Source organism: Amycolatopsis nivea (genome assembly GCF_004522235.1).
In the GTDB taxonomy this organism is placed as follows: Bacteria; Actinomycetota; Actinomycetes; order Mycobacteriales; family Pseudonocardiaceae; genus Amycolatopsis; species Amycolatopsis nivea.
Map to the genome: position 1 here is coordinate 125,564 of NZ_SDLT01000017.1, position 20,581 is coordinate 146,144.

A 20,581-nucleotide genomic window follows, 5' to 3' on the forward strand; every position below is an offset into this window, starting at 1 on the left:
TGCTATTCGCCGCACGGAAAACTGTTACGCCGAGGACAGCGGGCGACCGGATTCTTGCTTTTCCGGTCGGCGGCTCGTTACCTTTTCCGGGAAAGGGAAGGAGCGGCCATGCGCCCGCCGGTCATCGCCGTGACAGACCTCGTCAAGAAGTACCGCGAAGTCACCGCGCTCGCGGGGATCAGCCTCGCCGTCGCCCCCGGGACGGTGCTCGCGGTCCTCGGGCACAACGGAGCCGGGAAAACCACGCTGATCGACATTCTCAGCACGCGGATCCGGCCGAGTTCCGGCACCGCCCGGGTGTGCGGGCACGACGTCGTCCGGCGCGGGCGCGCGATCCGGCGGCGGATCGGGGTCACCGGGCAGTTCGCCGCGGTCGACGACGCGTTGTCCGGACGCGGGAATCTGCGGCTGATCGCGCGGCTGCTGGGTGCGAAACCGGCGCAGGCGCGGGCACGCGCCGCCGAACTGATCACGTCGTTCGGGCTCGAGGACGCGGCGGACCGGCCCGCCGGGACCTACTCCGGCGGCATGCGGCGGCGGCTCGACCTGGCCGCCGGGCTGGTGGGCGCGCCGGAAGTGCTGTTCCTCGACGAGCCGACCACCGGACTCGACCCGGTGAGCCGGTCCGCGTTGTGGAACGTCGTCGAGGAACTGGCCGCGCGCGGCACCACGATCGTGCTGACCACCCAGTATCTCGAAGAGGCGGACCGGCTGGCCGACCACGTCGTCGTGCTCGGGCTCGGGCGCATCACCGTCTCCGGCACGCCCGCGCAGCTCAAAGCGCGGCTCGGCAGCCGCACCGCGACGCTGACCCTGGGCAGCGAACTCACCGTGCGCCGCGCGGTGGACGCGGTGTCCCGGCTCGGTCTTTCAGCGGGCCGCGCCGGGCTGACGCTGACCGTTCCGCTGCGCGGCCCCGGAGACATCACGATGCTGGTGCGCGCACTCGACGCGGCCGAAGCTCCGCTGCGGGACCTGACGGTGACCGAGCCGACGCTCGACGACGTGTACCTGTCCCTGCACACGACAGCCGCGAACTCGTGACGCAATCCCGCCACCGCGCACCGGCCGCGGTCCTCGCCGATCCGCCGAGGTGGCCCGAAACCACCTTCTGGACCCAAGTCCGCGTACTCGCCGCCCGCTCGCTGCGCACCGCGTTCGGCGACTGGCGGCTGGTGTTCTTCGGCTTGCTGCAACCAGTCGTTCTGCTGCTGCTCTTCAGCCAGGTGTTCAGCGGCGTCGGCGCGCTGCCGAGTGTCGCCGCCTATCAGGGATACGTGAACTTCCTGGTGCCCGCGACGCTGGTCAACATCTCGATGACGACCGCGATGAGTTCGGGCGCGGGTCTGCTCGCGGAGATCTACAGCGGGTTCACCGCGCGGCTGCGCTGCCTGCCGATCTCGCCGTTCTCGGTGCTGGTGGCCCGCACCCTCGCCGATTCCGCGCGGCTGTGCGTGCAACTGGTCGTGACCTCGGCCGCGAGCGTGCTGTTCCTCGGCTTCCGCCCGGCCGGCGGGGTGCTCGGGCTCAGCCTGGCCCTGGTGCTGACGCTGGTCGTGGGCTGGTGCCTGAGCTGGGTGTTCGTCGCGATCACGACGTGGCTGCGCAAGGCCGAGACGCTTCAGGCCGCGTCGTTCGTGGTGATGTTCCCGCTGATGTTCTCCTCCAGCGCGTACATGCCACTGGACTCGATGCCGCAGTGGGTCCGCGCGGTGTCGGCGGTCAACCCGCTGACGTACGCGATCGACGCGACCCGAGCGCTGGCCTTGGCCCGCCCGGTCGGCTGGTCGGTCGCGGCGGCACTGGCGATCGCGGCGGTGGCTGCGGTGGTGGGGAGCACGTTGGCTGCGCGGACGTTTCGCGACCGAAGCTAACGCGCCTGCACCAATGCCTCCAGCCGAGACGCAGCCTCCGGCGCGCCCCCAGCCGCGGCGAACGACGCGCCGATCCGCGCCGCACCCGCGCGATACTCCTCGGCCGATTCCACCGCCGCGCGGATGTCGGCAGCCCGCGCACGATCGAAACGCAACCGAACCCCCGCCTGCGCCGCGACCACCTGCTGAGCCAGCATCGACTGGTCATCACGGATCGGAGCGAGCACCAGCGGCAACCCGGCCGCCAGTGCTTCGCACACCGTGTTGTGTCCGCCGTGGCAGACCACCACCGACGCCTGCGCGAAGACCTCGACCTGCGGGATCCGCCACGCCAGCGTGACTTCCTCGCTCTCCAGCGTGCCGGTCGGATCGACGACCAGCCCTTGGACGTGCGGCATTCCGGCCAGCGCGGCGACGCTCTCGGCGAGGAACCGCTCTCCCGCCGAAGCATTCGACGTTCCGAGAGTCACGACCACGAGCGGTCGAGTGTCCACAAAGGACCGCGCGAACCCGTTGGGGGAAGCGGGAAGCACCGGGCCGACGTAACAGACCGGTGCGGAAACCCGTGGCCGCCCGGCCAGGGCGCGCGTCGTGAACGCCAGCACCAGGTGCGGGGAGAACCGCAGGTCGGCGACGCGGGCTCCGTGCCGTGCGCACAAACCCGTCTGGAGCCCGGCCACCCACGACGCGATCCTCGGCATCGAGGCAAGCGGATCGGCCAGTTCGGTGGACGTCGAGGCCGACGTCGCCCACGGCAGCCCGCGGCGGGCGGCGACCAGCGGGCCCGCCAGCGCCTGCTGGTCGGCCACGACGACGTCGGGGCGGAAAGCGTCGACGGCGAGCTGGACGCCCGGAACCATCGCGTCCGCGAGCGGGACCAGATAGGACTCCCAGAGGTACTTCAACGCGGCGAATCCGCGCAGCTCCGGAGGCCGCAGCGCCACCGAAAACGGCCGGGAGTCGCCCGCCGCGAACACCTGCCCGGCGACCAGTCCGGACACTCCCGGCGAGGGCCCGCACCAAGCCACCTCGTGGCCGCGCGCGGACAGCTCCTCGGCCACCCCGCGCAGCGGTGCGATGTGCCCGGCCAGCGGCGGGACGACGAGCAGGAACCTCATGCCGAATGCCGTCCGATCCATTCCAGCACCAGCTTGCGCACCTCGCGATGCTGTTCCACGAGCACCGAATGCCCCTGCCCTTCGAACACGTGCAGTTCGCCGCGCGGCAGCATCGAGGTGAGCGCTTCGAGGTCGTCGGCCTGGTAGCCGTGGCTGCCCAGGACGGACAGCACCGGGCAGCCGATCGCCGCCACCTGTTCCCAGGAGAGCAGCGGCCCGAGCGGGACCTCCTCGGCCATTTTCGTGGACGTGATCCGCTCGGCGGCCAGCCGCGCCAGCCGCCGGTGGTGCGCGCTGAAGTTCGCCTCGATCCAGTCGAAACTCTCCTCCTCCTGGAGGAATCGCACGGTGTGCGCGAGGATTTCGCTCATTTTCCCGGCCCACGCCTCGGTCGCGGGCTCCGATTCGATGCAGACGATGCTGCGGACCCGCGACGGGTTGGCGACCGCGTAGCTGTAGGCGAGCGTCCCGCCGAAGCTGTTGCCCACCAGGTGCACCGGCTGCTCGACGCCGAGCTGGCCCAGCAGGTCGTCGAGGTCGGCGACGAAATCGGCCAGGGTGTACCCGTGCACCGGCCGCTCGGTCTTGCCGTGGCCGCGCAGGTCGTAGCTGATCACGTCGATGCCCGCGGCCGCGACCGGGGGCGCGAGCGTCAGGTAGAAGCTCGCGAGGCTGTCGGTGCCCATGCCGTGCAGGAACACCACGGTCTCGGCGCCGCCCGCGCGGACGAGCTGCACGTTGGTGCGCAGCCCGTTCACCGTCATCGTGGGCACGTGCGCTCCCCCACGAACCGGGCGATGTCGCCGACGGTCAGCCCGATGACGTCGTCGAGGTCCTTCTCCGCCAGGTACTCGGCGAGGTTGACGTCCTCGCCGAAGTGCTCGGCCAGGATGCTCGCGAACGTCACCAGGTCGATGCTTTCCAGCTGCAGGTCTTCGTGGAACGTCGTGTCGGGCGTGATCTCGGCGCCGAGCACGTCGGCGTCGCCGACCAGCTCGCCGAGCAGTTCCGCGACGACGTCGAAGACAGCCGAGGCGTGGTCGATGGTCATGTCGTGCTCCTGAGTTGTGCGATGGCGGTGTCCCCGTTCAACTCGACGGAAACAGCGAAACGAGGCAGCTCCCGACCCCGACCGGACACCCGGCCGTCGGCATGCACGCGGATCTCGGCCGGGTAGATCTCTTCAGCCAACTCCGAGCGGACAGCGTCCTTCGCCGCGATCCGGGTCAGCAGCCAGCCACGCTGCTCGAGCGGTGGCACCGCGGCGAATTCGGCCCGTTCCTCGGCCGCGAGGTAGACACCGCCGTAAATCTCGCGCGCGGCGACAGTCGGCCAGCGGTCAGTGACAGACACGCGCCCGCCGTCCAAGCGCTCCGAAAGCAGGTGCTGGTGCGGGAAGGCGTAGACGCGATGGGCCGCGCGGTCGCACGGGAACCGGACGTCTCGCCAGCCCTCGACGGTCGCCAGCACCTGGCCGTCGCGCACCAGTTCGGCGTCCATTTCCAGCACGTCCGGCCGGGGCAGCCGCGTTCGCACCAGGCATTCGACCCGGGTGCCCGGTCCGGGTTCCGCGGCGTGCCAGGTGATCCGGCCGATCGAGCGGGGGAAGGCGAGCAGATCGTCGGACCGGGTCGCCATCAGCCAGCAGCCCAGCAGCTGGCCCACGTTGTCGAGCAGCCCGCCGGGAGCGGACGGCACCACCAGCTCGCCCCGGATGTGCTGTTCGCCGAGACCGGTCAACCGCGCCAAGCCTTGGTACGCCGGGCCGTGGAACATCTCGCGGCGCGCGTAGATTTCGGCCGCGGCCAACGGCGGCGGGGTTTCCGGCGCTGGAATCAGCGCGCGGGGCGGCGGTGGCCGGTACGAGCCCAGCTCGACGGTCAGCAGTGCGTACGGTCCGATCTCGACAGTCACCTGGTCGCCCCGGCGGCTGAGCGACAGCGGCACTTGCTGGGCAGGAGCGGCGATCAGCCACCGCGAGAACACCGCGTCGCGCACTGTGGCCGCGGTCGTGCCCGGCCACGTCCGTTCGACGGCCCGGCAGGCGAGGTCCACCAGCGTGGTCGCGGGCACCACCGGGCGGAAGTCGGTCTCGTCGGGCCAGTCGTCGCGCTGCCGGAAGAACCGGTGGTCGCGCAGGTACGGCATCGCGGCGAGCGATACGTCCACAGTGGACTCGACCGGACGCTGGACCGCAGCCGCGACGACGTCCGCCGCGCTCTGGCGGGTCTGGTCGAGCAGCGCGCGGAACTCCGCGGCGATCGCCTCGGGCGTCCCCGCGGGCAGCTCCGGCAGGCTCCGGTCCTCAAGCAGCCCACGCGCCCGTTCCCTTAGTGTCAGCAGCGGTCGCCCAGTGTTCAGTCGGATCCGCCGCGGCTCCGCAGCCGCGAAGTCGGGTGCGCCGCCTTCGGTCCACCACGCCGTCGCGACCCGGCGGAGCTGAGCGAGTCCGGAGCGGGTGCCGGATCCGGCGGCGACGACCAGGTGCCGCCGGTCGCCGAGTGTGTCGGCGACGAACGAGCCCAGCTGCCCGGCGCCGACCTGGACGAACACGCGGAATCCGGCCTGGTGCAGGGACTCGGTCAGCTCGCGGAAGCGCACCGGGCGCACGAGGTGCTCCAGGTACAGCCGGCGGATCGCGTCCGGTTCGGCGGGATAGGGCTGCGCGGTCGTAGCCGACCACACCGGCACGGCGGGTTCGCGCAGCTCCAGCTCCGCCGCGAGCCGCGTGAACGGCTCCAGGTGCGGCCGCAGCAACGGCGTGTGGAAGCCGGACCGGAACGGTAGCGTCCGCGCCACGATTCCCTTGCTGCGGCACGACTTGGCGAACGCCGCTATCGCGTCCGGCGGACCGCACACGATCGTCTGCTGCGCCGCGTTTTCGTGGGAGACAACGAGATCTTCGGTGAGCAGCTCTGCCGCTCGCCCAGCCGGGCAGCCCACCACCAGGTAGTCCGCGGCGGGCAGTTCGAATCCTTCCGGCCAGTACCGGTCCAGCAGATCCGGCTCCGGCTGGTACATCCCGGCGGCCTGCATCGCGGTCCACTCGCCGGCGCTGTGCCCGGCGAGCGCGTCCGGGCGGATCGCCAGCCGCCGCAACGCCTGGTCGAGCACGAGCCCCGCCGCCGACACGCTCGCCGCCCGCGCGGGCACGCTCGCGGTCGACCAGTGCGGACGGTCGAGTCCGAAGTGCCGGGCGACATCGGCGAGGCGCGGTTCGGCGTCCGCTTCCAATCCCGGGTACAGGAACACGGTTTTCCCGTGCGGCAGCAGCGGGTCGGCGGTGCACCAGAGGTCGGCGCTGCGCCACGCCCGGCCGGTGGCCGCGACCTTGCCGATCACCTTGCGGGCCATGGCCAGTTTGCGTTCGTCCGGGCCGACGATCCCGATCCGGCACCGCCCGTCCCCCGGCTCACCCGGCCGGTCGAGGCGGTCCAGCAGCTCCGCCGGGGAGTTCGCGGCCAGCCGCAGCACGCGTTCCGGCTCGGTGACGCGTGCTTTGCGTTTCGGCGCCGGATCCCCAGCCTCCACCACCAGGTGCGCGTTCACGCCACCGAATCCGAACGCGCTCACCGCGGCCACCCGCGGCAACGCGCCCCACGCCTCGGCTTCGGCCAGCACGCGGAACCGCGTCTTGTCGAGCAACGGGTTCGGGTCGCCGCAGTGCAGCGTCGGCGGAAGCACCTCGTGGTGCAGCGCGAGCGCCACCTTGACCAGCCCAGCGACCCCGGCTGTCGACAGCGTGTGCCCGATCATCGACTTGACCGAGCCGATCACCGCGCGCGGACCGCTGGTCGTGCCGAACACCTCGGCGACGGTGGTCAGCTCAGCCGCGTCTCCGGCGGGCGTGGCCGTGCCGTGCGCCTCCAGCAGGCCGATTCCCGCCGGGTCCATTCCGTCCCACGCCCGGCGCAGCGCGAGGGTCTGGCCCGCGACGGACGGGCTGAGCAAGCTCGCGCCCCGCCCGTCGCTCGACGTGCCGCTGCCCCGCAGCACGGCGTACACGCGGTCGCCGTCGCGCCGGGCGTCGGCCAGCCGCTTGAGCACGACGATCGCGGTGCCCTCGCCGATCAACATTCCGTCGGCACCGCGCGAGAGCGGGCTGATCCGCTGGCTCGGCGACAGCGCGCCGAGCTGGGTGAACAGCGACCAGAGCGTGTCGTCGTGCGTTTGGTGCACACCGCCGGCCAACACGGCGTCGCAGCGGCCCCGGGCCAGTTCCCCGATCGCCTGGTCGACCGCGACCAGCGACGACGCGCACGCGGCGTCAACGGTATAGGCCGGGCCGCCGAGGTCGAGCCGGTTCGCCACGCGGGCCGCGGCGAGGTTGGGCACCAGCCCGGCGGCGGTCTCCGGCCGGAACTCGCCCAAGGTTTCGCGCAACGCCGTGCGCAGCCGGTCGACCACGTCCGGGCTGGCGGACGGGACCAGTTCGCCGACCGTGCGGGCGATCTGCCGGACCGTGCGGACCCGCTGGTCGAATCCTTGCAGCCCCGGCGAAAGATAGCCGCCGCGGCCGAGCACGACGCCGATCCGTTCGGGGTCGCCGAGCCCGCTGAGACCGCCAGCGTCGTCCACTGCGGCCACGGCGACCGCGAGCGCCGTCAGCTGGTCCGGCTCGATCCCGGCCAGCGACGTCGGCGGCACGCCGTAAGCGGCTGGGTCGAATTCGAGCGTGTCCGGAGCGAATCCGCCGCGGCGGCCGTGCGTCCGGTCCGGCGCGGAGCCGTCTTGCCCATGGAACGCCGGGTCGCGACGATCCTCCGGAATCTCAGTGACGGCGTCAGCACCTTCGACAAGATTCCGCCAGTACTGGTCCACAGTGGACGCTCCGGGGAGGAAAACACCCATCCCGACGAGCGCGACCGGTTCCTGCCTCACCATAGCGACGCCGTGTACAGGACCGCGCGATCAGTTCCGTAGGCGAGTTCGCGCAACAGAGCCGCGACGCCTTCTCCGGCGTCGAGCAGGGCGACCTCCCGGCGTTCGTACTCGCGGGCCAGCTCCGGCGAAACCATCCCGCTGTGGTCAGCGCCGGGGGCCCACGGTCCCCAGTGGACAGTGACTGCGCGGCCGGGCCAGCTCGTGCTCAGCGCTTCCAGAGCGTCGTTCGCCGCGGCATAGTCGGTCTGGCCGCGGTTGCCGAGCACTGCGGCGATGCTGCCGAAGAAGGCGACGAACCCGGGTTCAACCCCGAACTCCGGCAACGCCGAGAGCAACGCGCGCGCACCGTCCACTTTGGTCTCGAAGACGGTGCGGAACGACTGTTCGTCCTTGTCCGCCATGAGCTTGTCGTCGATCACGCCCGCGGCGAAGACGACGCCGTCGATCCGGCCGTGCCGCGCCACGAGGTCTTTGACCAGTTGGTGCACGGCGTTCGCGTCGCGTACGTCGAGCGACTGGTACGCGGGGTCGCCGCCCACAGCCCGGATCTCGTCAAGGGTGCGGCCGATCTCGCGCTGCGCCAGGACGGTCCGCACCTGGCGTTCGATGTCGGCCACCGATCCGCCGCGTCCGGCGAGCACGGCCCGCATCGCGGCGGGGTCGGCGGGCAGGTCGTCGGGTTCGCCGGGCCACGGAGTGCGTCCGGCGAGTTCGATCCGGCAGCCGGACTCGGCGAACGCGACCGCCGCGCGGGCGGTGATCCCGCGCGCCCCGCCGACGAGCAGGACCAGGGAATCCGGGCCGAGGTCCAGCGCGGCGAGTTCGCCGCCGCCCGGCCCGGCCCCGGAGTAGGCGATCGACCCGAGTTCCTGAGGCTGCGGCTCGATCGTGAAGCGGCCGTCGTGGTCATGGCCGACGACGGACGGGCCGTCGCTGCAGGCTTCGTCGACCAGCACCTTCGCGAGGTCTTGCCCGACCTCGACCAGCCGGGTGACGCCCGCGCGTTCCAGCGCGGCCGAGCGGACCAGGCCGCGAAGCCCGGCAGTTCCCGGCTCCGCCGCGATCAGGACATCTCCATGCACGGCCTTGAGCCGGGTGAACAGCTCCGGTGCCTCGGCGCCTTCGGCGAGCAGCACGGTGAGTTTGGCGTCCTCGGTGACGATCTTCGCTCCCGCGCACGCGAAAGCCTCGCGGACCGACGCGTCGCCGCCCAGCACCGCCACGGACTTTCCGCGCAGCCGCGCGGGATCCGGGTCGAGCGGGAACGGCACTCTGGCCAGCCGGTACCGCTTCGGCGCGGCCGCCGCCGGAGCGGGCGACAACCAGCTCTCCAGGTGCGCGGTGAGGGCGTTCGCGGTCCGGTCGCGGCTGAGCTGATCGGTGCGGTCGTCGGCGGGCAGGCCCAGTTTGCCCAGCAGGGTTCCGGCGATCTCGGTCCGTTTGATCGAGTCGATCGACAGGTCCGCCTCGAGGTCGAGGTCGCCCGCGATCATCTCCGCCGGGTAGCCGGTGCGTTCGCTGATCACGCCGATCACGGTCGTCAGCACGTCGGCGGGCGCTGCCTCGATCGCCGCTGGTTCCGGTGCGGCCGCCGGCTCCTCGATCACCGGGGCGAGCGCCGGGACGAGGGCCGGGGCGGCTGGCGCGGGTGCGGTGCCCAGGTACCCGAGCATCACGTCGCGCTGCGCCGCGACGAGTTCGCGGGCGGTGCGCAGGAAGTCGACGACCGCTTGGTCGCGGCTGGGGGCGGGCTCGGTCATCGCGGTGCTCCGTATCCGTCGGGCAGGCGGGAGGGCGGGGGTTTCGGCGCCGGGTGCGCGGACGGACCGGCCGTCGACTGCCCACGCGGTGGCGGCGGGTTCGGGGCGCGACGGCCGGACCAGCCGTTCGGTGCGGACGGCGACGCCCGCTTGCGCGAGGCGGGACAACGCGGTCAGGAATCCGTTGAGGCCAGGTCCGCACGCGACCGCGGTGTGCGGGCGGTCTCCGAGGATCTCCCCCACCAGCGCGGTCAGCACGCGGCCGGGCCCGACCTCGACGAACGTCCGCGCACCCGCCGCGTACATCGATTCGATCTGGTCGAGAAACCGCACCGGTGCGCCGATCTGCACCGCGAGTTCGCCGCAGACGTCGCCTTCGTACGGTTGCGCCATCCGGTTCGACCACACCGGCAACCGAGGCGCGGAGAGGTCTTCCTCGGCAAGCGCCGCCGCGAAGGCGTCGCCAGCTCCGGCGACCAGCGGGCTGTGGAACGCGCAGGCCACCGGGATCCGCTTGGCCGCGATACCGGTCTCGCGCAGCCGCCGGATCGCGCGTTCCACCGCAGGCACCGGCCCGGACAGGACACTCTGCGTGGGCGCGTTGTGGTTGGCCACCACGACGTCCGGGCCGATCAGGGTCGAGGTGAGGACGTCGCGCGACGCCTTTACCGCGGCCATCGTGCCGGGTGCGGCGACGTCGGCGATGGCCTTCGCCCGGGCCCGGCTGAGCCGCACGAGGGTCGCGGTGTCGAACGCGCCCGCGACCGACAGCGCGACCAGTTCGCCGTAGCTGTGCCCGCCGAGGAAGTCCGGCCGGACGCCGACTTGGTCCAGCAGCCGCGCCACCGCGGTTTCGACCAGCCCCAGCGCGGGCTGCGCGACGCGCGTGTCGGTCAGCGCGTTCTCTTGCGCCGCAACGGAATCAGGGTCGAAGGCATTCGGCGGGAAAGCGGTTGCGGCGACGTCGGGGGCGAGGCGCAGGATTTCGGCCAGTTCGGGGAAGTGCACGAACAGCTCGGCGAGCATGCCGACGCGCTGGCTGCCCTGGCCGGGGAACAAGAACGCGACTTTGCCGGGGTCAGCCGCGCTCGGGACGATGCCGGCGAGGGTCTCCGCGGTTCCGGCGGGCCAGTCGCGGAGCCCGTGCCGCCGGTCGGGAGCGACCGGGCCCGCGCCGAGCACGGCGTGGAAATTGGTACCGCCGAACCCGAACGCGCTCACTCCGGCCAGCCGCGCCGGGTCCGCCCACGGCCGGGCCGAGGTGGTGAACGTGAACGGGCTGGCCGCCGGGTCCCAGGCCGTGGTGGGCTTGGTCAGGTGCAGCGTCGGCGGGACGACCTCGTGCCACAGCGCGAGCGCGGCCTTGATCAGCCCGGCCAGCCCGGCCGCGCACTTCGTGTGGCCGATCTGGCTCTTGACCGAACCGAGCGCGCAGGAGCCCGGCGCGGCCCCGGCCTCGGCGAAGAAGCTCGTCAAAGTGCGCAGTTCGGTCGCGTCGCCGACGACCGTTCCGGTGCCGTGCGCCTCCACCAGCCCGACGTCCGCCGGAGACACCCCGGCGTCGCGGTAGGCCCGTTCCAGCGCGCGGGCCTGCCCTTCCGGACGCGGCGCGGTGAGCCCCAGCGCCTTTCCGTCGCTCGCCGCGCCCACGCCCTTGACCACGGCGTAGATCCGGTCACCGTCGCGTTCGGCGTCGGCGAGCCGTTTGAGCACCAGGCAGGCGACGCCCTCACCGAGCGCGATGCCGTCGGCGGACGCGTCGAACGGACGGCACCGCCCGGTCGGCGACAACGCGCCGGCGGCGGTGAACATCAGGTAGTCGTGGATGCCGTTGTGCAGGTCGACCGCCCCGCACAGCACGAGCGAACTGGTTCCGCTCCGCAATTCCTTGACCGCGAGATCCAGTGCGGCCAGCGAGGATCCGCAGGCGGCGTCGACGGTGTAGTTCGCGCCGCCGAGGTCGAGCCGGTTGGCGATCCGGCCGGAGATGACGTTGGCGAGCGTGCCGGGGAAGGTGTCCTCGGTCGGTTCGGGTAGCTGGTCCCGGAGTTCGCTCGGGACGTCCTCGAAGTAGCCGTCGAGCAGCGAGCGCAGCGTGCCCGCGTTCGCGAGGTCGCCGCCGGCCTCGGCACCGAACACGACGCTCGTGCGTTCCCGGTCGAACTCCCGGTCTTCGTACCCGGCGTCGGCCAGCGCGCGGCGCGCGGTCTCCAGCGACACGAGCTGCGCCGGGTCGATGCTGCTCATCGCGGACGGCGGAATGCCGTAGTCCAGCGGGTCGACCGGCAGCGGCGGCAGGAAACCGCCCCACTTCGACGTCGACTGTCCGAAGTAGACCTCCGGGTCCCAGCGCTCGGGCGGCACCTCGGCGACCGAATCCTCGCCGCGCAGGATGTTCGACCAGAACGCTTCGAGATCGGGCGCGCCCGCGAAGGTACCGGCCATGCCGATGACCGCGATGTCGCGGCTCGCCGTCTCCGCCTCTTCGACCGGGCGAGCGAACGTCCGTCCCGAGGAGACTTCGGCGTGCAGTTCCGCGATTGTGGTCCGGCGGTCGCGCAGCACGGCGACCTCCCCGGCCATGTACATCCCGTCGGCGAGCTGAGTCTGCGCGCTCAGCCGCGTTCCGTCGCGGCGCACGCCCTTGCTGGCGATCCGCGACCGTCCGGTGTTCAGCTCTTCGAGCCGTTGCCAGGCCTCCCGCGCGGGCACGTCGGTCAGGTCTGCCTTGAGCTGCTGGAACTCCGTCGTGTACGGGCTGAGCAGGCAGCGCGTGCGATGGCCCGGCGCGGTTTCGAGGGTGACTGTGGTGTCGGCGGCGAGCACGCATTCCTGGAACAGCCGAGTGATCGCGCCGTGCTGCACGGCTTCCTTGGTGAAGAGGTAGGCAGTGCCGAGCAGAACGCCCGCACCGTCAAGCGGCGCGGCCATCGCGGCGACCATCGCGGCCGAACGGGCGTCGTGGATCCCGCCCGCGAACAGCACCTCGACGTCCTTCTCCCCCGCCAGGACAGCCAGCTGCTCTTCCCACAGCTCGAAGCTCGACCGCGGTCCGACGTGGCCGCCGCATTCGGCTCCCTCGAACACGAACCGGCGCACCCCGGCGTCGAGGTACTGGCGGAGCAGGATCGGCGAGGGAACGTGCAGGAAGGTCGCGATGCCCTCGGCTTCCAACGCCTTGGCCTGCCCCGGTTTCCCGCCCGCGATCAGCACGCAGCGCGGCCGGGCGGCCCGGATCGCGGCGAACTGCTCGGCGCGCAGGTCGTCGGGGACGAAGCCGAGGATGCCCGCGCCCCACGGCCGGGCGCCGAGCCGTTCGGCGGTGCCGCGCAACAACTCGGCCGTGCGCGCGCCGTTCGCGGTAGCCACTGCGATGAACGGAAATCCGGCCGCGTCCGCGACCGCGGCGGCGAACGCGGGCTGGTCGCTGACGCGTGTCATCGGGCCCTGCACGATCGGCAGCGCGGTGCCCAGCGTGCGGCACAGCCGATCGCCCAACGCTGCCGAGGGCAGCTCCGCCCCGATGACCCGACGGACGCTGGCCTCCGTCGCGGACGGCAGGAGCACCCCCGCCGCGCCGCCCGCGAGCGCGCCCACTGCCGTCCGCTCTCCGGCCGCACGGCCCCACACCGGGACGTCGAACCTGCCGAGAAGCTGTTGCAGCAGAACGAACTCGCTCAACTCGCCGACCCCGGCGACGAGCCCCAGCGCACCGCCGCGGACCGCTTCGGCGGCGGTTGCCGCGTCGGTCACCTCGGCGAGCGCGCCCTGCCACGGCGCTTTCGTCCGGATCGCGAAGGCCGCGCCCGCGGGCAGCGGTCCGTCCGTGCGCACGCCGTAGGGCACGCGAACCCGGGCCGCGACCAGGCGCAGCTCGACCGGGTCGGCCCCGTCGAGCACGCCCAGCCCGCCGCCGCGCGCGACGGCCGCCACCGTGTCGGGATCGCCGACGCCCAGGCACCGCAGCCGTCGAGCGTGCGACGGCGGGACGAGCTCGACCATCGGCTGACCTCCTGTACCGGGATGGGCAGTGGTGCGCGGACGATCGCCGCGGAACCGTTTACAGCAATAACGCATGGGCTGCGGAAAACGCAATACCGGCCGGGAATAATTGCCGCGGAGCGTACCACCGGCCCCCTCGCCGTGCTAATGTCCGAAACCGTGGACCGACCCCTCATCAAGCCGCTGAGCAGGGCTTTTGTCATGCGAATGACAGTCCGGAAATACACTTTGCTCACCCCGGTAACACTGTCGCCGAAAATAGTGGAGAACAGGTGGAACTGATCGGACGGGTAGTCGTGCTCACCGGCGCGGCGCACGGAATCGGCGCCGCCATGGCCCGCAGATTCGCCGCCGAGGGCGCGAGCGGAGTGGTCGTGTCCGACCTCGACGCGGACGGCGCCGAACGCGTGGCGGCCGGGATCCGGGACGCGGGCGGGCGGGCCGTCGCGGCGGTGACCGACGTGACGTCCAAAAAGGACTTGAAAGCGCTGGTCGCGGGCGCGCGAGCCGAGTTCGGGCCGGTGGACCTGTTCTGCGCCAACGCGGGCGCCGCGTTCGGCACCGGCGTGCACGCCGCGGACGAACAGTGGGCGAAATCCTGGGAAATCAACGTGATGCAGCACGTGCACGCGGCGCAGGCGGTGCTGCCCTCGATGCTCGCCCGCGGCGAGGGCTGCCTGCTGCTCACCGCGTCGGCCGCCGGCCTGCTCGGCGTGCCGGGCGACGCGCCGTACTCGGTCACCAAGCACGCGGCCGTCGCGCTCGCCGAATGGCTCGCGATCACCTACCGGCCGCGCGGGGTGCGGATCAGCGCGCTCTGCCCGCTCGGCGTGCGCACCGCGCTGCTGGAGCCGGGCCTCGCCGCGGGCCACCCGGCCGCGCTGGCGATCGCGGCCGCCGCGCCGCTGCTCGAACCCGAGGACGTCGCCGACGCGGTCGTGCGCGGGCTCTCCCGGGACGAATTCCTGATCCTGCCGCACGAAACGGTGCGGGACACGTTCTCCCGCAAAGCCAGCGCGGTGGACGCGTGGATCACCGAGATGGCCGCCCAAGGAGGCTGAAGTGGAATACCGCAGGCTCGGCACCAGCGGCCTCGCCGTCAGCGAAATCGCCTACGGCAACTGGTACAACCACCACGCCCCCGGCTGCGTCGCCGCGGCGCTGGACGCGGGCGTCACGACGTTCCACACGGCAGCGGCCTGGGACGGCGGCGCCGCGGAAGCCGCTTTCGGCACGGCGTTCGCCGGCGCCCGCCGCGACGATCTGGTCCTGTGCACCGGAGTGTTCTGGCCCGAAGGCCCCGGGCCTAACGACGCGGGCCTGAGCCGCAAACACGTGATCGCGTCCCTCGAGGGTTCACTGCGTCGGCTGCGCACCGATTACATCGACGTCTACCAGCTCTTGAGATTCGACTACAAGACACCGGTCGCGGAGACGTTCCTGGCCCTGTCGGACCTCGTGCGGCAAGGCAAAGTGCGCTACGTCGGCACCGCGGAGTGGACGGCGGACCAGCTGGCGCAGGCAGCCGAGGCGGCCGCGCGGTACGACGTGCCGCTGATCTCGAACCAGGCGCACTACTCGATGCTGTGGCGCGTGCCGGAGGCACAGGTGATCCCGGTGTCCGACCGGCTCGGCATCGGCCAGTTCGCCGCTGTCCCGCTGGCACAAGGCGTCCTGACGGGCAAATACGGCAACGGCACGGTCCCGCCGGGCTCGCGCGCGACCGGACCGGCGTACGCGCGCCCGCTGCGGTACCCGGAACTGGTCGACCGAGTCGAACTGCTGCGCGGCGTCGCCGACGACGCGGGGTTGACCATGGCGCAGCTGGCGCTCGCCTGGACCCTGCAACACGAAACCGTCGCCGCGGCGGTGGTCGGGGCGAGCACGCCGGAACAGCTGACCGAGAACGCGAAGGCCGCGGGTGTCCGGCTCGATCTGGATGTGCTGATGCGAGTGGACCAACTGCTGGGCAGCTTCGTGCAGACCGATCCCCGGCTGGTGTGGATGCCGCCGCCGGGGAACTGACGCGACGTCGGCGGCAAATGGGCACCGCTGGACCACCAGCCGCAGCCGCGCGGCAGCGCTGGTGCCGAGTGCCGCCCGGATGACGCCTTCTCGTTGATCGACAAGGTGTTCTGCGCCTGAGCGACGTCCGATGGACAGCCGAGTACAGGCGTCTCGCGGACAGCGCAACCCGCTCCAGCCTGTGCCGCTCGAGCAGCACGAGTATTTCAGCGCTCGGTAACACGCTCCGGGATCCCGCCGTCTGTCCTGGTACAGACGAGGAGTTCACGCGATGATCGGTTCCCATTCTGGCGGCCCCGCGCCGTGGCCGGGCGCGGTGCCCGCCGCGTTCCCGTGCCCGTACTGCGCACAGCAGGTCCCGGCGGGCACGGTGCGCTGCTGGCGCTGCGGCAACCGGCTGGCTGCCGAGGCCACGCCGGGCGACACTTTCCGGCGGTTCGCCGCCGCGACCGGGCTGGCCGCGGGCGGCGTGCTGGTCGGGGTGTCGCCGGTCCTGCCGTGGTTTCAGGTCGTGCTGGTGGGGAACGCGAGCCTGTTCGACGTCGCTCGCCTGGCAAGCAGCCGAACCGTGCCGCTCGTCTTTCTTCCCGCGGCTCTGGCGGTCTGCGGGGCCGCCGCGATCGTCGCGGCCGTCGTGCTGCGGGAGGGCGTCGCGGTCCGGGCGACTGGCTTCGTCCTGTTCGGCGTATCCGGTGTCCTGGGCGGATTGCTCCTCTTCAGCCTGCTGAGCGGTCTCGACGGCGCTGGCGGCCTCCTGCACATCGGGCTGGGCCCCTGGGTCAGCGTCGCCGGTGCGCTCTTCATGCTCGTCGGCGCGGTGGTGCCGCAGCCTGCCGTCCGGCCACCGCGCACCGACGGCCGCACCGTCTTCTCCGCCATCACCTGCGCGGTCGCCATCGTGGTCGCCGCGCTGGGACTGACCGCCGTCACCGGCATCGACAGAACGACCCGCAGCACTGCGGACGGCGCGACGGCCCCGACGCTGGCCGCCCCCTCGTCGCCGGAACCCGTTCTCCCGGTGCCGTCCACCAGCGACCCGCAGCCAAGCAGCGCCCCGACTTCCACCGTGACCAAGGATTCAGCGCCCCCGGCCGCCCCGCGCGACACCCTCGCCGACGCCGAAGCAGTCGTCCAGGCGAAGGGCTACCGCCCCTATCCAGCCACCTCCTGGGAATCGGCCGACGGCCTGCAGGTCGTCCTCGCCACCATCGCCGAGTCGGCTGACGGCTACGCGAACCGGGCCTTCTTCTTCCACGACGGCAAGTACCTCGGCACCGACACCTCGGTGGACAGCGCCGGCATCCAGGAAGCGTGGTCCACCGACAGCACCATCGCCCTCTCGTACGAGATGTACAACGCCGAAGACCCGCAGTGCTGTCCCACCGCCGACGCGGCGACAGTCCGCTACCACTGGACAGGAACCCGCCTCGTCCCCCTCGACGCGATACCGCCCGCCGACCCGAGTGCGAGCCCGAGCCGACGCTGACCTGAACTGCCGGAACCGACCTATATCCGCAACAACCCAGCTACGCGGCCGAACGTGAGATGGAGTCGCCGTTGCCCACCCTTTCAATCCCTGACCGAGACAGTGGACCGAGCGGGGCTCTTCCCCTCACGTTCGACCGCGTTTTTCGCCCGTGGCGCTATGCCGTCAGCCATTCGGAACTTCGGTTGCGCACCGTCGACACCGAAGCCGGCGACCTGATCGAAGCCGCCTTCTTCGGGGTGGTCGGGATGAAACTCAAATCCCTCTACCAGTCCCTGGCCATAGACTACGCAGACCGTGCGCAGACCGCGGAAATACTGCGGTTCGCGGACATCAAAGAGAAGTCCGCCCATCACGTGCGATGTTTGACACTCCACTCGACCGGCGACAGCGGATTCATCGCATGCCTCAGCTTTGTCGTCAGATCCTATCCCTCTGGATCCGACCCCGACCGCACCGACAATTCTGCTTTGATCGCGAGGAGCAATCGATAAGGTCCCTTTCTGACACTTCGTTAAGCCGGATGCGAAAGCCTCGTCCAGCGTGTGCCCCGGCAGGCCTCACTCCACCGCGGGACCGATCGGCCCGAGCACCCCGGTCTCGGTCCGGACCCCTTCTTTGAGTTCGATGAACAGGGCGTGACTGTCGGTGTCGCCGATGTTGTGCCCGGCGTGCTGCTGAGCGGCCAGCCAGCCGACCTTGCCCGCGGTCAGCTCCAGGTCGTGCGTGCTGTCGTCGGCGGCGTACATCCGGCGGCGGAACGAACTGAGCACCACCAGCACGCTGTCGGGATGGGCGTGGCGGGTGGTGCGGTCGCCGGGCTTGTCGGTGTATTCGAGCACGCGGACGCGCTCGTTCTCGAACACCACGTGGTAGTGCTCCGGGTTGGTGACAGTGGGATCCAGGGCGGTTGCCGCATCGATGGTCATGACTGCCTCACCGAGAAGGTTCGAGGTCCGCCCGGCGGACGCCGGACGTGCGGCCCGGCCGCCGTCGCGGCGGGTACCGCAACGGAGGATTTTATTGCACGCATGCGTGCATGTAAATGAGTAGACTGGACGCATGCCTCGCCGTTATTCAATGCAGACCCGGCGCCGCGCCAGCGAAGAAGCGCGGACCCGCATCTTCGACGCGACCCTGGACGCCCTGGTCGCCTCGGGCGGGCAGCAGGTCACCATGCAGGAGATCGCCGAGCGGGCCGATGTCGCGCTGCGCACCCTCTACAACCACTTCTCCAGCCGCGACGAACTGCTGACCGCGGCGTTCGACCACCACACCGCGCAAACCCGTGCGGCCGTGGAGGATCTCGGCTTGCCCGACGCCGCGCCCGAACATCAGCTGCAGCACATCATCGAGGTGTACTACTCGCGGTACGAGCAGATGGGCCCGCGCCTCACCGTCCTGCTCGCCCAGCAGGACGCACCGGAACTGGACGAGCAGATCCGCGCGATCCGCCGATGGCGGCGCACCCTCCTGAACAGCATCGTCGAACGCGCCCACCGGGACGGCAGACTCGCGGTCTCCGCGTCGGCCGCCCTCGCGCTGGCCTACACCCTGACCAGCCACGCCGGCTGGCAAACCCTGCTCGACACCTTCGACGGCGACACGGCATCAGCTGCGCGCGCCGCTACCGAGGCGCTAACCTCCGCGCTGTTCCACCAGCAGCCCAGCGTCGATCATTGACCTGACCGAGGAGCACCTCATGGCAACCGGAGCCGACCGGACCGCGTTCGGGCCGATGGTCATCGTCGCCGCCGACCAGCACGAGGCCCGGCCGCTGATCGACGACCCGTGGGCCCGCCGCCTCCTGCCCGCCAGCGGGAGGCTCGCCGCCGCGCTGACGAAATACCGGCCGATCCGGCGAGCGCTGATCGCCGCGACCGAGAAGAAGATCCCCGGCCTGTGGGCCAGCATGCTGTGCCGCAAACGCTATGTCGACGACGCCCTCCGCGCGGCTCTCGACGAGGGCGGGATCGAGGCGGTGGTCATCCTCGGCGCGGGTTTCGACACACGCTCCTGCCGCCTGCCCGCGCTCGCGGAGATTCCGGTCTACGAGGTCGATCTGCCCGCCAACATCGGCCGCAAACGCGCCGCGCTCACCAAGGCGCTCGGCCGCGTCCCCGCCAACCTGACGCAGGTGCCGGTCGACTTCAATACCGAAAACCTCGCCGACGCCCTCGCCCGGCACGGCTACCTCCCCGGCCGGACTTTCTTTATCTGGGAGGCAGTCACCCAATACCTCACCGAGGACGGCGTCCGCCGCACGTTCGACTTCCTGGCCACCGCGTCCGCGGGCAGCCGCCTGGTGTTCACCTTTGTCCGCAAGGACTTCCTCGACGGCACCCGCCTTTACGGCGCCGAAGCCGCCTACACCGAGTTCGTTCGCAAGCGGCCGCTCTGGCGCTTCGGCCTGGCCCCCGACCGCGTCGAAGCGTTCCTCGCCGAATACGGCTGGCACGAACGAGAACAAGCCGGGCCGGAGGAATTCGCCGCCCGGTACCTGCGGCCCGCCGGACGGGACCTGCCGGTGTCGGAGATAGAACGCTCGGCGCTGGCCGAGTTCACCGGCTGATCCCCGCCCGCGGAAGCCGGTCAGGTCAGATGGTCGAATTCCCCGCTGACCCAACGGATATGCGCGTCGGCGGAACGATGCACGACCGCCTTGGCGTCCGCGTCGATGGTGTCGCCGCCGAGCGTGTACAGCCGGTCGTAGGACCAGCCGTCGAGCCGGTCCACGATCCGCCGGACCACCGCGGCGGACAGCGGGATGTGCTTCGGGAAATTGCGCTGGAACGACACCCAATTCGGCGCCAGACCGCCGCTGATCGAGTCGCCGGAGAGGATCGTGCCGTCCTGGGTGCGCAGCACGGCACTGCCCAGCATGTGCCCGCCGACCTGGATCAGCTCGACCCCCGGCACCGGCTCGGCGTGCTCGGTCCAGAACTCGAGCACGGGATCGGTGCGACCCAGCCATTCGCGGCCAGCGGCGTTCACCAGCACCGGAATCCGCCCGAACGCGTGACTCCAGCTGACCTGGGCGGCGAACATGTGCGGATGGCTGGTCGCGATGGCGGCGACCTCGCCGAGCGCCCGAACCGCGGCGAGCGTGTCCGGCTCGATGGAAGTCGGCGGATCCCACAACACGTTCCCCCGCGCGGTCCGCACGACGAACGACCACTGCCCGATCCCCACCACCGGTTCCCGCCGCAGACTGTGCACGCCACGGCCGTGGTCCCGCTCCCGCACCACGTGCGGTTCGGCGGCAAGCTGTTCGTGAGTGCGCCAACTCCCCGAATGCGGGCCCAAGTCGCCGCGCTCCTCGATGCCGACCTCGCCGCGGTCCAGCACACAGTGCGGGGGTTCCGGGGAGCCGGGTTGTTCGATGCCGCATCGGTCGCAGATCCACAATGTCATGATCGAGATTCTTGAACC

Annotated in this window: 15 protein-coding genes; 8 read left to right on the plus strand and 7 right to left on the minus strand. The window is 71.3% G+C overall.

Features of this window, described 5'->3' with window-relative positions:
• Positions 1 to 108: 108 nt before the first annotated feature.
• Both EIZ44_RS21305 and EIZ44_RS21310 read left to right on the plus strand, forming a co-directional pair.
• Complete coding sequence (locus tag EIZ44_RS21305) at positions 109 to 1,044, plus strand: ATP-binding cassette domain-containing protein (RefSeq protein ID WP_134730701.1); 936 nt, start codon at positions 109 to 111, stop codon at positions 1,042 to 1,044.
• On the plus strand, positions 1,041 to 1,874 hold the full coding sequence (locus EIZ44_RS21310; RefSeq protein ID WP_134730703.1) for an ABC transporter permease: 834 nt from the start codon (positions 1,041 to 1,043) through the stop codon (positions 1,872 to 1,874). The genes EIZ44_RS21305 and EIZ44_RS21310 overlap by 4 nt, the downstream gene beginning before the upstream one ends.
• On the opposite strand, the gene EIZ44_RS21315 is transcribed toward EIZ44_RS21310, so the two are convergent.
• The 5 genes from EIZ44_RS21315 to EIZ44_RS21335 are packed head-to-tail and all read right to left on the minus strand — an operon-like array spanning position 1,871 to position 13,638.
• Positions 1,871 to 3,013: a glycosyltransferase gene (locus EIZ44_RS21315; protein WP_240691365.1), complete on the minus strand. Its 1,143-nt coding sequence runs from the start codon at positions 3,011 to 3,013 to the stop codon at positions 1,871 to 1,873. The genes EIZ44_RS21310 and EIZ44_RS21315 overlap by 4 nt on opposite strands.
• The gene (locus EIZ44_RS21320) at positions 2,989 to 3,765 is read right to left on the minus strand and encodes an alpha/beta fold hydrolase (protein WP_134730707.1); all 777 of its coding nucleotides are present in this window, start codon (positions 3,763 to 3,765) and stop codon (positions 2,989 to 2,991) included. Before EIZ44_RS21320 ends, EIZ44_RS21315 begins: the two co-directional genes overlap by 25 nt.
• A complete protein-coding gene (locus tag EIZ44_RS21325; protein WP_134666837.1) occupies positions 3,753 to 4,043 on the minus strand; it encodes a phosphopantetheine-binding protein in 291 nt (96 codons plus the stop codon). The genes EIZ44_RS21320 and EIZ44_RS21325 overlap by 13 nt, the downstream gene beginning before the upstream one ends.
• Complete coding sequence (locus EIZ44_RS21330) at positions 4,040 to 7,876, minus strand: beta-ketoacyl synthase N-terminal-like domain-containing protein (RefSeq protein WP_134730709.1); 3,837 nt, start codon at positions 7,874 to 7,876, stop codon at positions 4,040 to 4,042. The genes EIZ44_RS21325 and EIZ44_RS21330 overlap by 4 nt, the downstream gene beginning before the upstream one ends.
• The gene (locus EIZ44_RS21335; protein WP_134730711.1) at positions 7,870 to 13,638 is read right to left on the minus strand and encodes a type I polyketide synthase; all 5,769 of its coding nucleotides are present in this window, start codon (positions 13,636 to 13,638) and stop codon (positions 7,870 to 7,872) included. The genes EIZ44_RS21330 and EIZ44_RS21335 overlap by 7 nt, the downstream gene beginning before the upstream one ends.
• Positions 13,639 to 13,910: 272 nt before the next feature.
• Here EIZ44_RS21335 and EIZ44_RS21340 point away from each other — a divergent pair, with 272 nt between their 5' ends.
• From EIZ44_RS21340 to EIZ44_RS21355, 4 genes are all read left to right on the plus strand, one after another.
• Entirely contained in the window at positions 13,911 to 14,699 is a 789-nt protein-coding gene (locus EIZ44_RS21340; RefSeq protein ID WP_134730713.1) for an SDR family oxidoreductase, read from the plus strand.
• 1 nt (position 14,700) lies between these two features.
• The gene (locus tag EIZ44_RS21345; RefSeq protein WP_134730715.1) at positions 14,701 to 15,663 is read left to right on the plus strand and encodes an aldo/keto reductase; all 963 of its coding nucleotides are present in this window, start codon (positions 14,701 to 14,703) and stop codon (positions 15,661 to 15,663) included.
• Positions 15,664 to 15,934: 271 nt separating this feature from the next.
• Positions 15,935 to 17,149 carry an LppP/LprE family lipoprotein gene (locus EIZ44_RS21350; protein ID WP_134730716.1) on the plus strand — a complete coding sequence of 405 codons (1,215 nt, stop codon included), beginning with the start codon at positions 15,935 to 15,937 and terminating at the stop codon, positions 17,147 to 17,149.
• Between the two features lie 71 nt (positions 17,150 to 17,220).
• Positions 17,221 to 17,643 carry a hypothetical protein gene (locus tag EIZ44_RS21355; protein WP_134730718.1) on the plus strand — a complete coding sequence of 141 codons (423 nt, stop codon included), beginning with the start codon at positions 17,221 to 17,223 and terminating at the stop codon, positions 17,641 to 17,643.
• A gap of 66 nt (positions 17,644 to 17,709) precedes the next feature.
• On the opposite strand, the gene EIZ44_RS21360 is transcribed toward EIZ44_RS21355, so the two are convergent.
• Positions 17,710 to 18,078 carry a cupin domain-containing protein gene (locus EIZ44_RS21360; RefSeq protein ID WP_037812704.1) on the minus strand — a complete coding sequence of 123 codons (369 nt, stop codon included), beginning with the start codon at positions 18,076 to 18,078 and terminating at the stop codon, positions 17,710 to 17,712.
• A gap of 133 nt (positions 18,079 to 18,211) precedes the next feature.
• Between EIZ44_RS21360 and EIZ44_RS21365 the strand changes: the two genes are divergently transcribed.
• Positions 18,212 to 18,832, plus strand: coding sequence for a TetR/AcrR family transcriptional regulator (locus EIZ44_RS21365; RefSeq protein WP_134730720.1), 621 nt, complete (start codon positions 18,212 to 18,214; stop codon positions 18,830 to 18,832).
• A 19-nt stretch (positions 18,833 to 18,851) separates the two neighbouring features.
• Positions 18,852 to 19,721 carry an SAM-dependent methyltransferase gene (locus tag EIZ44_RS21370; protein WP_134730722.1) on the plus strand — a complete coding sequence of 290 codons (870 nt, stop codon included), beginning with the start codon at positions 18,852 to 18,854 and terminating at the stop codon, positions 19,719 to 19,721.
• Between the two features lie 20 nt (positions 19,722 to 19,741).
• Here the strand turns inward: EIZ44_RS21370 and EIZ44_RS21375 are convergent, their stop codons facing one another.
• The gene (locus EIZ44_RS21375; RefSeq protein ID WP_240691366.1) at positions 19,742 to 20,563 is read right to left on the minus strand and encodes an MBL fold metallo-hydrolase; all 822 of its coding nucleotides are present in this window, start codon (positions 20,561 to 20,563) and stop codon (positions 19,742 to 19,744) included.
• Between the last annotated feature and the right edge of the window lie 18 nt (positions 20,564 to 20,581).

What these genes read in the sequence shown, in the direction of transcription:
- EIZ44_RS21365 (WP_134730720.1), top strand. Translation starts at nt 18,212, where the DNA reads ATGCCTCGCCGTTATTCAATGCAGACCCGGCGCCGCGCCAGCGAAGAA.
- EIZ44_RS21305 (WP_134730701.1), top strand. Translation starts at nt 109, where the DNA reads ATGCGCCCGCCGGTCATCGCCGTGACAGACCTCGTCAAGAAGTACCGC.
- EIZ44_RS21360 (WP_037812704.1), bottom strand. Translation starts at nt 18,078, where the DNA reads ATGACCATCGATGCGGCAACCGCCCTGGATCCCACTGTCACCAACCCG.
- EIZ44_RS21315 (WP_240691365.1), bottom strand. Translation starts at nt 3,013, where the DNA reads ATGGATCGGACGGCATTCGGCATGAGGTTCCTGCTCGTCGTCCCGCCG.
- EIZ44_RS21350 (WP_134730716.1), top strand. Translation starts at nt 15,935, where the DNA reads ATGATCGGTTCCCATTCTGGCGGCCCCGCGCCGTGGCCGGGCGCGGTG.
- EIZ44_RS21325 (WP_134666837.1), bottom strand. Translation starts at nt 4,043, where the DNA reads ATGACCATCGACCACGCCTCGGCTGTCTTCGACGTCGTCGCGGAACTG.
- EIZ44_RS21375 (WP_240691366.1), bottom strand. Translation starts at nt 20,563, where the DNA reads ATGACATTGTGGATCTGCGACCGATGCGGCATCGAACAACCCGGCTCC.
- EIZ44_RS21330 (WP_134730709.1), bottom strand. Translation starts at nt 7,876, where the DNA reads ATGGTGAGGCAGGAACCGGTCGCGCTCGTCGGGATGGGTGTTTTCCTC.
- EIZ44_RS21335 (WP_134730711.1), bottom strand. Translation starts at nt 13,638, where the DNA reads ATGGTCGAGCTCGTCCCGCCGTCGCACGCTCGACGGCTGCGGTGCCTG.
- EIZ44_RS21370 (WP_134730722.1), top strand. Translation starts at nt 18,852, where the DNA reads ATGGCAACCGGAGCCGACCGGACCGCGTTCGGGCCGATGGTCATCGTC.